The 14,302-nt window shown below is 58.2% G+C and carries 11 protein-coding genes; 4 read left to right on the top strand and 7 right to left on the bottom strand.

What is annotated here, in order from left to right:
* Nucleotides 1-5 precede the first annotated feature (5 nt).
* Nucleotides 6-671 (top strand): ABC transporter ATP-binding protein, encoded by a 666-nt coding sequence (locus J5441_02575; GenBank protein MBO4934039.1) that lies wholly within the window; start codon nt 6-8, stop codon nt 669-671.
* 37 nt (nt 672-708) lie between these two features.
* A complete protein-coding gene (locus J5441_02580) occupies nt 709-2,085 on the top strand; it encodes an FAD-dependent oxidoreductase (protein ID MBO4934040.1) in 1,377 nt (458 codons plus the stop codon).
* Nucleotides 2,086-2,300: 215 nt separating this feature from the next.
* Here J5441_02580 and J5441_02585 read toward each other — a convergent pair whose 3' ends face one another.
* The 4 genes from J5441_02585 to J5441_02600 all read right to left on the bottom strand — a co-directional run bounded on the left by J5441_02585 (nt 2,301) and on the right by J5441_02600 (nt 5,921).
* Nucleotides 2,301-3,167: an EamA family transporter gene (locus tag J5441_02585; protein MBO4934041.1), complete on the bottom strand. Its 867-nt coding sequence runs from the start codon at nt 3,165-3,167 to the stop codon at nt 2,301-2,303.
* Nucleotides 3,168-3,362: 195 nt separating this feature from the next.
* Nucleotides 3,363-4,607: a peptidase T gene (gene pepT, locus J5441_02590; protein ID MBO4934042.1), complete on the bottom strand. Its 1,245-nt coding sequence runs from the start codon at nt 4,605-4,607 to the stop codon at nt 3,363-3,365.
* Nucleotides 4,608-4,668: 61 nt separating this feature from the next.
* On the bottom strand, nt 4,669-5,058 hold the full coding sequence (locus J5441_02595; protein ID MBO4934043.1) for a hypothetical protein: 390 nt from the start codon (nt 5,056-5,058) through the stop codon (nt 4,669-4,671).
* Between the two features lie 38 nt (nt 5,059-5,096).
* On the bottom strand, nt 5,097-5,921 hold the full coding sequence (locus J5441_02600; GenBank protein MBO4934044.1) for an Mrp/NBP35 family ATP-binding protein: 825 nt from the start codon (nt 5,919-5,921) through the stop codon (nt 5,097-5,099).
* A gap of 209 nt (nt 5,922-6,130) precedes the next feature.
* Between J5441_02600 and adhE the strand changes: the two genes are divergently transcribed.
* Together adhE and J5441_02610 are read left to right on the top strand one after the other, a co-directional pair.
* Nucleotides 6,131-8,794: a bifunctional acetaldehyde-CoA/alcohol dehydrogenase gene (gene adhE, locus J5441_02605; GenBank protein ID MBO4934045.1), complete on the top strand. Its 2,664-nt coding sequence runs from the start codon at nt 6,131-6,133 to the stop codon at nt 8,792-8,794.
* 11 nt (nt 8,795-8,805) lie between these two features.
* Nucleotides 8,806-9,555, top strand: a complete 750-nt coding sequence (locus J5441_02610) for a phosphotransferase (protein MBO4934046.1) — start codon at nt 8,806-8,808, stop codon at nt 9,553-9,555.
* Between the two features lie 63 nt (nt 9,556-9,618).
* Here J5441_02610 and J5441_02615 read toward each other — a convergent pair whose 3' ends face one another.
* The 3 genes from J5441_02615 to J5441_02625 all read right to left on the bottom strand — a co-directional run bounded on the left by J5441_02615 (nt 9,619) and on the right by J5441_02625 (nt 14,276).
* Nucleotides 9,619-10,683 (bottom strand): hypothetical protein, encoded by a 1,065-nt coding sequence (locus J5441_02615; protein MBO4934047.1) that lies wholly within the window; start codon nt 10,681-10,683, stop codon nt 9,619-9,621.
* A gap of 21 nt (nt 10,684-10,704) precedes the next feature.
* Complete coding sequence (locus tag J5441_02620; protein ID MBO4934048.1) at nt 10,705-11,589, bottom strand: mechanosensitive ion channel; 885 nt, start codon at nt 11,587-11,589, stop codon at nt 10,705-10,707.
* 62 nt (nt 11,590-11,651) lie between these two features.
* The gene (locus J5441_02625; protein MBO4934049.1) at nt 11,652-14,276 is read right to left on the bottom strand and encodes a hypothetical protein; all 2,625 of its coding nucleotides are present in this window, start codon (nt 14,274-14,276) and stop codon (nt 11,652-11,654) included.
* Nucleotides 14,277-14,302 lie beyond the last annotated feature (26 nt).

Below are 14,302 nucleotides of genomic sequence, written 5' to 3' on the forward strand. Positions count from 1 at the left end.
ATGAAATGAGCATTATCGAACTTAACGACGTCAGATATTCATATAAAAACAAATACCGCACCGTAGACGCGATCAACGGTATCTCCTGCGGTTTCGACTCGGGCAAGGTCTACGCGCTTATGGGGCGCTCCGGCAGCGGAAAAACCACTCTGCTTTCGCTCATCGCGGGCCTCGATCTGCCGACGTCCGGACAGATCGTATGCGACGGCGTGCCGACGTCCGAGGCCGACCTCGAGAAGTACCGCCGAGAAAAGGTCTCCGTCATATATCAAGACTTCCGGCTTTTCCCTCTGCTGACGGTATCGGAGAACGTAATGTATCCGATGGAGCTGCGCGGAATGAAGCCCGCCGAGGCGAAGGAGCGCGCGGCTGAGCTCGTCGAAAGCGTCGGGCTTCCCGCGGACGTGCTCGACCGCTTCCCCGCGATGCTTTCCGGCGGCGAGCAGCAGCGCGTCGCGATAGCCCGCGCGCTCGGCATGGAAACGAAGGTGCTTCTCGCTGACGAGCCGACCGGCAATCTCGACGAGGACAACAGCGCCAAGATATTCGAGCTGCTCCGTTCGCTCGCGCACGACCGCGGCTACTGCGTCGTAATAGTCACACACGACGAGGCGATCGGCAGGAAAGCCGACGTGACCATCCGCATCCGCGACGGAGTCATCGCGGAATAAACGTAATAATCTTCGTTCCCGAAAGGAGCAAACAAATATGAAATATGACGTGATAATCATCGGAGCGGGACCGGGCGGCATATTCTCCGCCTACGAGCTGGTAAAGAACGCCCCGGAGCTGAAGGTCGCCGTCTTCGAGGCGGGCAACGTGCTCAGCAAGCGCCGCTGCCCCATCGACGGCGACAAGGTCAAGACCTGCGTGAGATGCCAGAACTGCTCGATAATGAGCGGATTCGGCGGCGCGGGCGCCTTCTCCGACGGCAAGTATAACATCACCAACGACTTCGGCGGCACGCTGCACGAGTATATCGGCAAGGAGAAGGCCATCGAACTGATGAAGTACGTCGACGGCATCAACCTCGCCTACGGCGGCGAAGGCACGAAGCTCTACTCCACCGCGAATACGCAGCTGAAAAAGATATGCGCCCAGAACGAGCTGAAGCTGCTCGACGCCTCCGTCCGCCACCTCGGCACGGACGTCAACTATAAGGTTCTGGAAAACCTCTATAAGTATCTCGACGAGCGCGTCGACTTCTACTTCAAAACGCCGGTCGAGCACATCGAAGCCGCGGACGGCGGTTTCCGCGTGACGACCGCGGACAAAGAGTTCGAGTGCGGCCGCTGCATAGTCTCCGTCGGCAGAAGCGGCAGCAAGTGGATGGAGCAGGTCTGCCGCGAGCTCGATATCCCCACGATGTCCAACCGCGTCGACATCGGCGTCCGCGTGGAGCTGCCCGCGACGCTGTTTTCGCATATCACAGACGACCTCTACGAAAGCAAGATCGTCTACCGCACCGAGAAATACGAGGATAAAGTCCGCACCTTCTGCATGAATCCGCACGGCATAGTCGTCACCGAGAACACCAACGGCATAGTGACGGTAAACGGTCACAGCTTCAACGATCCCGCCAAGCAGACGGAGAATACCAACTTCGCGCTGCTCGTTTCAAAGCATTTCACCGACCCGTTCAGAGACAGCAACGGCTACGGCGAATCGATTGCGCGCCTCTCGAATATGCTCGGCGGCGGCGTTATAGTCCAGCGGCTCGGCGACCTGATGCGCGGCAGGCGCAGCAAGCAGAAGCGCATCGACGAATGCTTCGTCACGCCGACGCTGAAGGCTGAGCCCGGCGACCTCGGGCTCGTGCTCCCCAAACGCATACTCGACGGCGTTATCGAGATGCTCTTCGCGCTCGACAAGATCGCGCCCGGCACCGCGAACGACGACACGCTCCTCTACGGAGTCGAGGTCAAGTTCTACAACATGGAGGTCGAGCTGAACGAGAAGCTCGAAACGAAATACGACGGCCTCTATATAATCGGCGACGGCAGCGGCGTCACCCACTCGCTTTCGCACGCATCCGCCAGCGGCGTCTTCGTCGCGCGGGAGATACTCGAGAAGGTCAAAAACTGAATCACGGCGTCAAAAAAAGCACCCCTCAAGAGACACTTCATAAGGATGTTGCCTTGAGGAGGCATCACCCGGCTCAAAAGGATATGAAACAGGCGTGACCATTGCGGTCACGCCTGTTTTGACGCTTGGTTTTTGTGGGGCAAATCCGATGCTCGTTATAACTTCGGACAACAGAAGGCCTGTTCGGCAAACCGGAATTTGTTGATATTTGTTTCCTATGCCCAGATCGCCATCGCCAAAGTGCCGACAACGATCAGAATCAACCCGGCAAGCGCCTTTCTGCTCAACTTTTCTTTGAATACGAAATAGGAAAAAGCGACGGAAACGATAATGCTGAGCTTATCGATCGGTACGACAACGCTGACGACTCCGTTCTGTATGGAGTAATAGTAACAGAGCCATGATGCGCCTGTGGCAATCCCGGACAGAGCTATGAATACAAGTTCTTTGGAATCAGTATTTTTCAGTTCAGCACCTTTGCCTTTAACGAAGACGATCAGCCAAGCCATAACAAGAACAACACCTGTACGGATCGCCGTCCCGAGATTTGATTCTACATCCGTTATGCCGATCTTTCCCAGAATAGAGGTCAGGGCAGCAAAAACAGCGGAACCGATTGCGTAGGGCAGCCACGTGCGCTTTGTGTCCTTTGCTTCAGTTTTCTTCTTTTCGATCATCAGAAACACGCCTGCCGCAAGAAGTGCAGTACCGATCAGCTTGACCACCAGATGTTCTGTCTCACTGAAAAGGATGATTGCGATAAGCACTGTCAGAACCGTGCTGGATTTATCGACGGGAACGACCTTGTTCACATCGCCGACGGACAGGGCTTTAAAATAGCAGATCCACGAGGCTCCTGTCGCAAGGCCGGACAGAATTAAGAAGATAATAGATTTTGCCGATATTTCCGTGATTGTTCCAGCAGAGCCAACGATAAACACCATGATCCAGGCAAAAAGGAGTACAACGACCGTCCGCAGAGCAGTCGCCACGTTTGAATCAGTCTTTTTGATCCCGCATTTCGCAAGTATCGCCGTAAGTCCGGCAAAGAGCGCGGACAAAGCCGCCATGATCAGCCACATATCTTCCCCTTATTCATTGTCATATATTCTGGTAATTCTCGTCCATCAATTATCTCTAAGATAAATCCCGATTTGTTTCGATCATTGTACCATTGCTGCCTAGCGCGGTCAATTATCTCGTGTTCAAACGTGAAGGAGGCACTTCCTTACGAAGTGTCTCCCTCGCGGGGTGCTTTTTTGCGTATATCCGGCGTTCTATTTTTTTAACGCGGCGTAGCGTTTCACTATGCCGACCAGCGTGCAGACGGCGGCGTCCATGCCCTCGACCGTGGCGTGCTCGTAGGGGCCGTGGAAGGCGTTTCCGCCGGTGCCGAGGTTCGGGCACGGCAGGCCCATGAAGGAGAGGCGCGCGCCGTCCGTGCCGCCGCGGACGGGCTTGCGGACCGGCGTCATACCGCCCTCCGCTATCGCCGCTTCAGCGTTCTCGACCAGGTGCATGCACGGCTCGATGCGCTCGCGCATATTGCGGTATTGCTCGCGGACGGTCAGCTTGACCGTTCCCTCGCCGTAGCGGGCGTTCATATCGGCGGCTATACTTTCAAGCGTTTTCACGCGGGCGGCGAAAGAAGCCGCGTCGTGATCGCGGATTATGTACTGCAGCACGGCGGACGAAACGTCGCCCTGCATATCGGTCAGGTGCCAGAAGCCCTCGTAGCCCTCGGTATCCGCCGGCGTCTGCCCCTTCGGCAGCGCGGCGTTGAACTCCGTAGCGAGCAGCGCGGCGTTGACCATAACGTTCTTCGCCGTGCCGGGATGCACGCTCTTGCCGGTGAAGACGGCCTTCGCCGCGGCGGCGTTGAAATTCTCGAACTCGATGCAGTTCTCCATATCGCCGTCCGCGGTGTAGGCGAAGTCCGCGCCGAAGCCCTCGACGTCGAAGTGATCCGGCCCTCTGCCGACCTCTTCGTCCGGCGTGAAGCCGATGCAGATCTTCCCGTGCGGGATATTCTCTTTCAAAACGCGCTCGGCGAGCGTCATTATTTCGGCGGCTCCCGCCTTGTCGTCAGCGCCGAGCAGCGTCGTTCCGTCAGTCGTGATCAGCGTGCGCCCCGCCAGCCCTTTCAGGTGCGGGAAGTCGCGGACGGAAAGCGTCAGTCCGTTCCCTATCGCGACGTCGCCGCCGTCGTAGTCCTCCCACACGCGCGGGCGGACGTTTTCGCCGGAAGCGTCCGGCGAGGTGTCCATATGCGCGATGAAGCCGATCGCGGGCGCGTTTTCACAGCCGGCGGAGGCGGGTATTTCGCCGTAAACGTAACAATACTCGCTTATGCGCACGTTTGAAACGCCGAGCGCGATAAGCTCGTCGCGCAGCGCCTCCGCAAGCTTGAACTGCCGCGCGGTCGAGGGCGACGTTTCGCTGTCCTCGTCGCTCGTCGTGTGGTATTTGACGTATTCCAGCAGCCGCTTCGCCGCGGCGCTCTCTTCAACTTTTCTGCTCATAGCAACCTCTTTATGCGTAGAATTGTCAGCCGGTTTCTATCTTGGCGAAAACCGCATACGTTTATATGACGACCTTGCTTTCCGTTTCTTTCAACTTTTTGCTCTTTATATAACACGCCATACCGAAAAGCGTAAGCGTTATAATGATACCGACAGACAGAGCCATTAAAGCGAGCAAATCTCCTTCCGGATCTTCTCTTATACCATTTGTTATATTGTATAACAAATAGGAGAGCTGAATTGCAATAGTGTTCGACAATAATAAATTCAAAAACAAAATTATAAGCCCCGATAGTTTTTCCGAAAAACGAAAATCGGCATAAGCAAGTGCAAACAGACCGACAAGCAGAAATATCCATGCGCCTGCACCGAGAAAATGGAATGCCGCACCTATCGCAACTAATAAATAGTTCATCAGAATAAGAGATACTATTTTCAGATATGCTTTCATAAACTCACCTGCTTTCAAATAATCCTTTCGCGGAGCGGTCAGATCTTCTCCAGCTTGTCGGCGATATTGTCGAGCCAGTCGCCCTCGAAAAGCTCTATCGCGCCCTTGTCGCAGGCGGCGGCGAGCTTCGGGTTTATCGGAATGCGCGAAACGGTGTCGACGCCGAGCTTCTTCGCGGTTTCGTCAATGCGGCTCTCGCCGAAGATGCTGTGTTTTCCGTGGCAGTCGGGGCATTCGAAGTAGGACATATTCTCAACGACGCCGAGCACGGGGACGTTGAGCAGGCCGGCCATCTTGACCGCCTTCTCGACGATCATTCCGACCAGCTCCTGCGGCGAAGTGACGACGATAATGCCGTCGACGGGCAGCGACTGAAACACCGTCAGCGGCACGTCGCCCGTTCCGGGAGGCATATCGACGAACATAAAGTCCACGTCGCCCCAGACGACGTCCGACCAGAACTGCTTGACTATGCCCGCGATGACGGGACCGCGCCAGACGACGGGGTCGCTGTCGTTCTCAAGCAGCAGGTTGACGGACATAACTTTAACGCCCGTAGCGGACTCGGCGGGATAGAGGCCGTTTTCGTCGCCCTGCGCCCTGCCCTTTATGCCGAAGGTCTTAGGTATCGAGGGGCCGGTAACGTCGGCGTCGAGGATGCCGACCTGATAATCGCGGCGCTTCATTACCGTCGCGAGCAGGGACGTTACCAGCGATTTGCCGACGCCGCCCTTGCCGCTGACGATACCGACGACCTTTTTGACTTCGGAAAGGTCGTTGAGTTTTTCTTTCAGATCCTGCGGCTCCTGCCTTGACGCGCAGTTGCTCGCGCAGGTGGAACAATCGTGTGTGCATTCGCTCATTGCGGTTTACCTCCGGTATGCTTTATATTCTGTAACTTATACAGTTTACCACCTTTTTGCCGAAAACGCAACAGCGGAGCGCGGTTTTGTGTATTTTGTCCATTTGCGGAGCGGATATTAAATTAAATTATACGCCTCAGCGGGTTGCAGTTTCGCGTTTCTTGGGTTATAATACGGTTGTGTAAAATAATTCCCACGGAGGAAATCTTATGAGCAAGAACGAAAGAGTTCCCATAGACAGCGTCGAGGCGCTGGAGGCAGCGATAGCGCGTATCAGAGAAGCGCAGCGCGTCTTCTCGGCCTACACGCAGGAGCAGGTCGACAGGATATTCGCCGCCGCCGCTTCCGCCGCGAACAAGGCGCGGCTGCCGCTCGCGAAGCAGGCGGTCGCGGAGACCGGAATGGGCGTCGTTGAAGACAAGGTCATCAAAAACAATTACGCCGCCGAATACATCTATAACGCATATAAGGACACCCGTACCTGCGGCGTTATCGAGCGCGACCCCGCCTTCGGGATCACGCGCGTCGCCGAGCCGCTCGGCGTCGTCGCCGCGGTCATCCCCACCACGAATCCGACCTCGACGGCGATTTTCAAATGCCTGATCGCGCTGAAAACGCGCAACGCGATAATCATCAGCCCGCATCCGCGCGCGAAGAACTGCACTGCCGAGGCGGCGCGCCTCATCCGCGAAGCCGCGGAAGCCGCCGGCGCTCCGAAGGGCGTCATCGACTGGATCGACGCGCCGAGTCTGGATATGACCAACCTGCTGATGAAGGAGGCGGACATCATCCTCGCCACCGGCGGCCCCGGAATGGTCAAGGCGGCGTATTCCTCCGGCAAGCCCGCGATCGGAGTCGGCGCCGGAAACACACCCGCGGTCATCGACGAGAGCGCGGACGTTATCCTCGCGGTCAATTCCATCATCCACTCAAAGACCTTCGACAACGGAATGATCTGCGCCTCCGAGCAGTCGGTCATCGTTCACAAAAAGGTCTACACCGCGGTCAAGGATGAATTCGCGCGCCGCGGCTGCTACTTCCTCAAGGGCGGCGAGCTCGAAAAGGTCAGAAAGACGATCATCATCAACGGCTCGCTGAACGCCAAAATCGTCGGACAGAGCGCCTTCACGATCGCATCTCTCGCCGGAGTCAAGGTGCCGGAGGGCGCGAAAATACTCATAGGCGAGGTCGAAAGCGTCGAGCTTTCGGAAGAATTCGCGCACGAAAAGCTCTCGCCGGTGCTCGCGATGTATAAGGCGGAAAACCTCGAGGACGCCTTCGCGAAGGCGGAACGCCTCATCGCCGACGGCGGCTACGGCCACACCTCCTCGATCTATCTCGACGAAACCGCCTGCCGCGACCGGCTCGACGCCTTCGCTGCGAGGATGAAGACCTGCCGCGTGCTCGTCAACACCCCCTCCTCGCACGGCGGGATCGGCGACCTTTACAACTTCAAGCTCGCGCCTTCGCTTACGCTCGGATGCGGCTCCTGGGGCGGCAACAGCGTCAGCGAAAACGTCGGCGTCAAGCACCTGCTGAATATCAAGACCGTCGCCGAAAGGAGAGAGAATATGCTTTGGTTCAGAGCTCCCGAAAAGGTTTATATCAAAAAAGGCTGCACGCCCGTCGCGCTTGACGAGCTCAAAAACACGCTCGGCAGAAAGCGCGCCTTCATCGTGACCGACGCTTTCCTCTACGAGCACGGCTTCACCAAACCCGTGACCGACAAGCTCGACGAGCTCGGCCTTGCGCACGCGACCTTCTTCAACGTCGCGCCCGATCCGACACTCGCGAGCGCAAAGGAGGGCGCCGCGCAGATGAGCGCCTTCAAGCCCGACTGCATAATCGCGATCGGCGGCGGCTCCGCGATGGACGCCGCTAAGATAATGTGGGTGCTCTACGAGCATCCGGAAGCCGACTTCATGGATATGGCGATGCGCTTCATCGACATACGCAAGCGCGTTTACACCTTCCCGAAGATGGGCGAAAAGGCGTATTTCATCGCGATCCCGACCTCCGCAGGCACCGGCTCCGAGGTCACTCCCTTCGCCGTCATCACCGACGAAACGACGGGAGTCAAATACCCGCTCGCGGACTATGAACTGCTGCCGAATATGGCGATAATCGACACCGATTTCCACATGAGCGCTCCTAAGGGACTGACCGCCGCCTCCGGCATCGACGCGGTCACGCACGCGCTCGAGGCGTACGCCTCCGTTATGGCGACCGACTACACGGACGGCCTTGCGAAGCAGGCGCTGCAGGTCATATTCAAGTACCTGCCCCGCGCTTACGACGACGGGCAGAACGACGTAGAGGCCCGCGAAAAGATGGCCAACGCCGCGACGATGGCGGGAATGGCGTTCGCCAACGCCTTCCTCGGCGTATGCCATTCGATGGCGCACAAGCTCGGCGCGTTCCACCATATCGCGCACGGCGTCGCAAACGCGCTGATGATAGAAGAGGTGCTCCGCTTCAACTCCGCCGAGGCGCCCGCGAAGATGGGCACCTTCCCGCAGTACGGGCACCCGCACGCGCTCGCGCGTTACGCCGAGATCGCCGACGCGCTCGGGCTCGGCGGCAGTAACGACTCCGAAAAGCTCGAGAACCTCATCGCCGCTGTCAACGCCCTCAAAGCGAGAGTCGGGATCAAGCCGACCATCAGGGATTACGGCATTGACGAAAAGGACTTCCTCGACCGGCTCGACGAGATGACCGAGCAGGCGTTCGACGACCAGTGCACCGGCGCCAACCCCCGCTATCCGCTCATGAGCGAGATAAAGCAGATGTACCTCAACGCCTATTACGGCAGGCACTTCACCGAAAAAGAAACCCCCGGCGCGAAGAAGCCCGCGCGCCGCGCCAAAGCGTAAAGGAGGAGCGTATGAACCTTAACGAGATCATCGCAGTCAGAAAAAACAAGACGGTCTACCGCGACGGCGACCGCTGCTTAAAGGTCTTCGACAGCGACTTTTCCAAAGCCGACATCCTCAACGAGGCGCTCAACCAGGCGCGCGTCGAGGAGACCGGACTGAATATACCGAAGGTGCTCGAGGTTACGGTCATCGACGGCAAATGGGCGATCGTTTCGCAGTTCATCGAGGGCAAAACGCTCGCGCAGCTTATGGACGAACACCCTGATAAGGAGGACGAATACCTCGCGCTTTTCGTCGACCTCCAGCTCAAAATGCACGCGCAGACCTGCCCGCTGCTCAATAAGCTGCAAGACAAGATGAACCGCAAGATAAGCGAGACCGACCTTTCCGCGACGGTGCGCTACGAGCTTCACACGCGCCTTGAGGCGATGCCGAAGCACAAGAAGCTCTGTCACGGCGACTTCCGCCCCTCCAATATCATCATCACGCCGGAGGGCGAGCCGTATATCCTCGACTGGTCGCACGCCACGCAGGGCAACGCCTCCGCCGACGCGGCGCGGACGTACCTGCTCTTCTGCCTGAAAGGGCAGGATGCGCTCGCGGAGAAGTATATGCGCCTTTTCTGCGATAAGAGCGACACCGCAAGGCAGTACGTTCAGAAATGGCTGCCCATCGTCGCCGCTTCGCAGAGCGTCAAGGGCAACGCCGACGAACGCGAATTCCTCCACCGCTGGGCCGACGTCGTCGACTACGAATAAAACCGCATACGAAAAGCGCCGGACTCAGTCGAGTCCGGAGCTTTTTTGTTATTATCCGTCAGGTCATTCGACGGTAACGTGGGTGGCGGGGTTGCCGTCCGCACCGAGCACGGTGCAGTCGTAGGCGCCTCTCTCGTTCTTTACGCTCGTTATCTCGCCGCCGGTGAGCGTGAGATAATCGGAAACGTAGATCGCGGGATCCATCGTGCTGTCTCCGACTATTATCGCGCCGTCGGTGCCGTAGATATCGAGCTTGACGCCCTTCTTGACCATGACGCAGGACTGGCTGTTCTCGCCGTTGATAAGCAGGCCGTAGTTTACGCCGCCCGCCTTGCCGAGCGTGAGCGAGCCGTCGCCGGTGAAGGTCACGCTGCCGCCGTACATCGCGCCCCAGAGCACGAGCTGATCGAGGGAGTTATCCCCCTCCAGCTTCACGGTGAAGCCGTTGCCCATGAGGTTCATATCGAGCACGGAGGCGTTGAAATTCGTCAGCGTGAGGGTGTTGGTCTCCTTATCGTAGACGGCGTTCGGGCTGCTGCCGAGGGTGTTCGGGCTGAAGGTGCCGTCGTCCTCGTAGACGCCCATCTTCGACCACGCGCCGCCCATCACAAGATAGGTGTAGCGAGTGTCGCCCTTAGAGTAGAAGCGCACGTATTCCTCGGAGTTCGCCGTTCCGGTGCCGCTCCATGCGTAGTCGCCGGCGAAATCGGGGTTGAGATTGCCGAGCGTCGGGAAGACGGTGTCGTCCTCCGTCGCGGCAGGCGTGACCGGAGTTACGATCGAGGAACCGCCGGGCGACGGAGTCACGGACGAGCCGCCTCCGAAAAGCGAGTTGCTGCCGAGCGGGTCCGCGCCCGCGGCGGCGGTCACCACAGACACTATCGCCAGAACGGACGCCGCCTGCATAAGCATAAGCTTCTTCAGCCGCGCGCGCCTGCCGTCCTTCCGGTCGTCGGCGAGGGCTCCGCTGCCTTGCTTGTATTCGTCGTATATCACGCGCTTCGGCTCTTTGGATATCAGGCAGTCGTCGTAAAACGGATTCGCCAGCTCCTCGACGTCGTTGACTGTGCGCGCAAGCTCGTTTTCTTCGGGCGAGAAGTGAAACTCGCTGTCATAAAACTTTTTCACGATTCAATCAACTCGCAATCATCAATAAGAGTGAACGTCGACCTGCGGGAACGGGCACTCGACGCCGAGCTTGCGGAAGCCGAGAAGCAGATCGTGGTTGAGCACGCGGGCTCCGGCGTAAAGGTCCTTTTCGTCGACGTTGACGACGAAGCGGAGCACGACGGAGCTGTCCGCGAGCTGCTGGACGCCGAGGTATTTCGGGGGCAGCTTCATCATATCGGTGTGGTTGTTATAGATCTCTTCCATAAGGGCGGGGATGGCGACCTCGAGCTTCTCGAGGTCGGTGCCGTAGGGGATCGCGATGTCGCTGACGCTGCGGGAGAGTCTGTCGGAACGGTTGAGGATCGTCTTTATCGCGGAGTTGTTGACTATCTTGACGTTGTCGCCGGGATCGGTGATGCAGGTGGTGCGGATGCCGATGTTCGTAACGGTGCCGCGGAAGCCGTCGATCTCGACGATATCGCCGACGTTATACTGATTCTCGAAGATCATGAACGCGCCGGTGACGACGTCCGCGATCAGGCTCTCGGCGCTGAAGCCGACGACCAATGCCAAAATGCCGACGCTGGCGACTATCGTGGAGACGTTGACTCCGATAATGGAGAGGCCCCAGCAGATAATGACTATCGCCGCCACGTATTTCAGCAGGCTGGAGATAACGGAGAGCACGGAACGCGCGCGGTGGCTCTTCGGATTCGGGATCGAGAGGATGAACGCGAGCAGCGATTCGACAACGATGACGCCGAAGATCATAACGAGCAGCTTGACTATGACCTTGCCGCTGATTTCAACGCCGCTGAAGTCGAAGCTGAAGACCTTTGTCGCGTAGCCGATGCCGACGATCGCGCCGAGCACGACGAGCGCGATTATAAGTCTGATGAGCTTGGATTTGCTTTTCTTTTCCATTTGTTGTCTACTCCTTTTATTTTTTATCCGCCTTCGCGGAAGAATAACTGTTATATGCGGAGCTACGCGAGCTTCGCGGCGCGGCGCATGATGCGCAGCGTGTCTGAAACAGTCGCTTCGCCGTCGCCGTCAATATCGGCGAGGCGCTTTTCGGAATCGTAGTATTCCTTCGGGTCGATAGCCATGCGGAGCGAGGCGAGCGCGTCGGTAACGGTGACTTCGCCGTCGCCGTCAACGTCGCCCTCCGGACGCCGGACGGCGTCCTTCAGCTCCGGATACACCGTCGCCATCGCGTAGGCGATCCACGAGGAGTGCTCCTGGTTGCCGACGTCGGAGAACCTGTTCGGGTACCACCAGCTCTCCGGGTACATATTGCTCGCCGGAGAGTTCATGAGCATGAACTCGGTCATTTCGTCGACGCGCGCGGTATCGCCTATAGCCGCGCTGAACATCAGTTCCCACGAATACCCCTTGCCGATGACGTGGTTGCCGTAGCGGCCGCTGTCCATATAATAGCAGGCGTCGAGCATCGGGTACGCGCCGTAGTTGACAGAAGCGATCTCGCGGTACGCCGCGAAGGTATCCCTCATTATCTGCTCGTCCATGCCGTACCATCCGGCCGCGATCGGAGCGAGATTAACCCACGACATACCCTTGATGAATCTATCGCCGTTCGCGATATCGATCAGCTCCGCGTAAACGCGCTTGCCGTTGACCTCGGTGACGAGCGTTTCGTTGATCCCGCCGCGGATGCGCTCGGAGAGCGCGTTCCACTTCGCCGCTTCTTCGGCGTTGCCGAGCGCGGAGTCGAACTCCGCGAATTCGTGGAATACCTGCGAGGCGTAGGCGTTGGTTATCAGGTCGTAGCACTCCCACTTCCTTCCGTCGCGGGTGTGCTCGAGGTAGTCGTTGCGGATGAGATCAAGCTCGCCGTCTATGAAGCCGCCTTCAACGTAGGCGTTGACGTACTGCTTGATTATCGGATAGGACTGCGCGATGAACTCCGCGTCCTCGGGCGTTCCCGGAGCCGCGTTCGCGTAGGCGAACCACGCGTGCGCGAGCACGAGGATGGTATCCGTCTGCGCCTCATCGCTCCAGAACTTGGCGTCCGTCTTGAACGCCTCGTAGGACGCTTCTCCGTTTATCGCGACGCCGTTGACCTTCGTTATCAGTCCCTTGTAATTCTTGCGGCCGTACCACACCACGCTGTCTTCGTCGGAGTCCGGCGCGGATACTGTCAGCGTGTAGTTTCCGGTCGTGACGGGGTTAAGCGGCAGACCGAATTCAAACACGACGTAGCCCTTTGACTCGGGCAGCTCCGAGGCCTTGAGCTTCACCTTTCCGACGGTGAAGCCGTCGCGGCTCAGCTCTGCGTTTACCATACCGCGGGCGCCCCTTCTGCGCGACATCCACACGCCGACAGAGGTCACCGTCGCGTCGGCGCCGCTTATCTCCTGCGAGGCGTAAGCGCTTCCGCCGAGCTTTATCAGAGCGCTGTACTGTCCCGGACCCGCGCCGGCGTTGTTGCCGTATTCGGTTTCTCGCAGGTCGGAGATTATATGCGTCGGAAACTCCATGCCGCTGTAGCGGTATACCCCGAGGACGTAGTTGAGCAGGCGGCGCGAAAGGTCGGTGTCGCCCTGATTGGTATGCATCAGCGACTGTATCGACGTGTCGCGCACGAACATGCCGTCGTAAAGCCCCGTTACCGACGTCGGCGAGTAGCCGGACGCGGTTATGCGGTCTTTCATAGAGTTATACGAATTGACGTAAAGCTCGCGGAGCAATACCGGTTTGAGAAGCAGAGTCAGCGTTCTGACCTGCTCTTTTTTCTGCGCTTCGGTGCCGTTCGCGAGAACGTTTCTCGCCGTCGCGAGCTCTGAAGCGTAACTGCCGTCGGCGTCGTATTCCTCGAGCTTCGTTATAAGCTCATCGAGCCCTCTGCCGGACGGCGGCTCCTTATAGAACTTGAAGTCGGATATGTAATAGGTTGCTCCGGTGTTTATCTTCTGATTGCCGAATATTATGTCTATGGAGTTGAACTTTGAGAATTCCTCGCGAAGACTCCCCTGTTCCCACCAGACGTAGCCGCCGTGCAGGACTCCGAACTCCACCTTGACGTAACCGTTCTTATCCGGGAACAGCGTTGACGTGCGGTAGTACGGACCGATGCCGTATTGGTCGTAGATCGCCTGATGCTCCGCATCGCCCTCGAAGCCGTATGGACCGCCGCAGGGCGAATGACGCATGATCACGACCACGTCGTCGGCGTAGCCGTCCACGCGGAACATAAAACCGTCGTACGCGCTCATATCAATTCCGCCGTTGAAGGTCTTGCCGCCGACGTCGGCCAGTCCGTCGTAAAAAAGCTCGTCCTTGACGTGCAGGTGGCGCGAGGTCGAAACCACCTTCAGCCCGGTCGATAATACGTTGAGCTTCAGCGCGCGCGGGATACCCTGCCCGGCGAGCTCGTCGGTGAAGTCCGCGGTGCGCGTATCAAAACCCGTCATATACAGCTGCGAAAGCTCCGACTTATCGAACTGTTCAAACGCCGGAAACGGCGTGAAATCGTAGCCCTCGTAGGCGTCGGGCTTCTCCTCCGCCTTCGCGTGAGTACGCGGCGCGGGAAGCGCGACGCACCCGAGCGCAAACAGGCATATAAGCATTATGGCGAGCGCGATTTTCATAGGCGTTCCTCCTTAACGTTTCCGCG

The organism is Clostridia bacterium (assembly GCA_017620395.1).
Classification (GTDB): domain Bacteria; phylum Bacillota; class Clostridia; order Oscillospirales; family RGIG8002; genus RGIG8002.

Excerpts from the sequence above, each read along its gene's own strand:
- J5441_02585 (MBO4934041.1), bottom strand. The coding sequence starts at position 3,167 with ATGTGGCTGATCATGGCGGCTTTGTCCGCGCTCTTTGCCGGACTTACG.
- J5441_02580 (MBO4934040.1), top strand. The coding sequence starts at position 709 with ATGAAATATGACGTGATAATCATCGGAGCGGGACCGGGCGGCATATTC.
- pepT (MBO4934042.1), bottom strand. The coding sequence starts at position 4,607 with ATGAGCAGAAAAGTTGAAGAGAGCGCCGCGGCGAAGCGGCTGCTGGAA.
- J5441_02575 (MBO4934039.1), top strand. The coding sequence starts at position 6 with ATGAGCATTATCGAACTTAACGACGTCAGATATTCATATAAAAACAAA.
- adhE (MBO4934045.1), top strand. The coding sequence starts at position 6,131 with ATGAGCAAGAACGAAAGAGTTCCCATAGACAGCGTCGAGGCGCTGGAG.
- J5441_02610 (MBO4934046.1), top strand. The coding sequence starts at position 8,806 with ATGAACCTTAACGAGATCATCGCAGTCAGAAAAAACAAGACGGTCTAC.
- J5441_02595 (MBO4934043.1), bottom strand. The coding sequence starts at position 5,058 with ATGAAAGCATATCTGAAAATAGTATCTCTTATTCTGATGAACTATTTA.
- J5441_02625 (MBO4934049.1), bottom strand. The coding sequence starts at position 14,276 with ATGAAAATCGCGCTCGCCATAATGCTTATATGCCTGTTTGCGCTCGGG.
- J5441_02600 (MBO4934044.1), bottom strand. The coding sequence starts at position 5,921 with ATGAGCGAATGCACACACGATTGTTCCACCTGCGCGAGCAACTGCGCG.
- J5441_02620 (MBO4934048.1), bottom strand. The coding sequence starts at position 11,589 with ATGGAAAAGAAAAGCAAATCCAAGCTCATCAGACTTATAATCGCGCTC.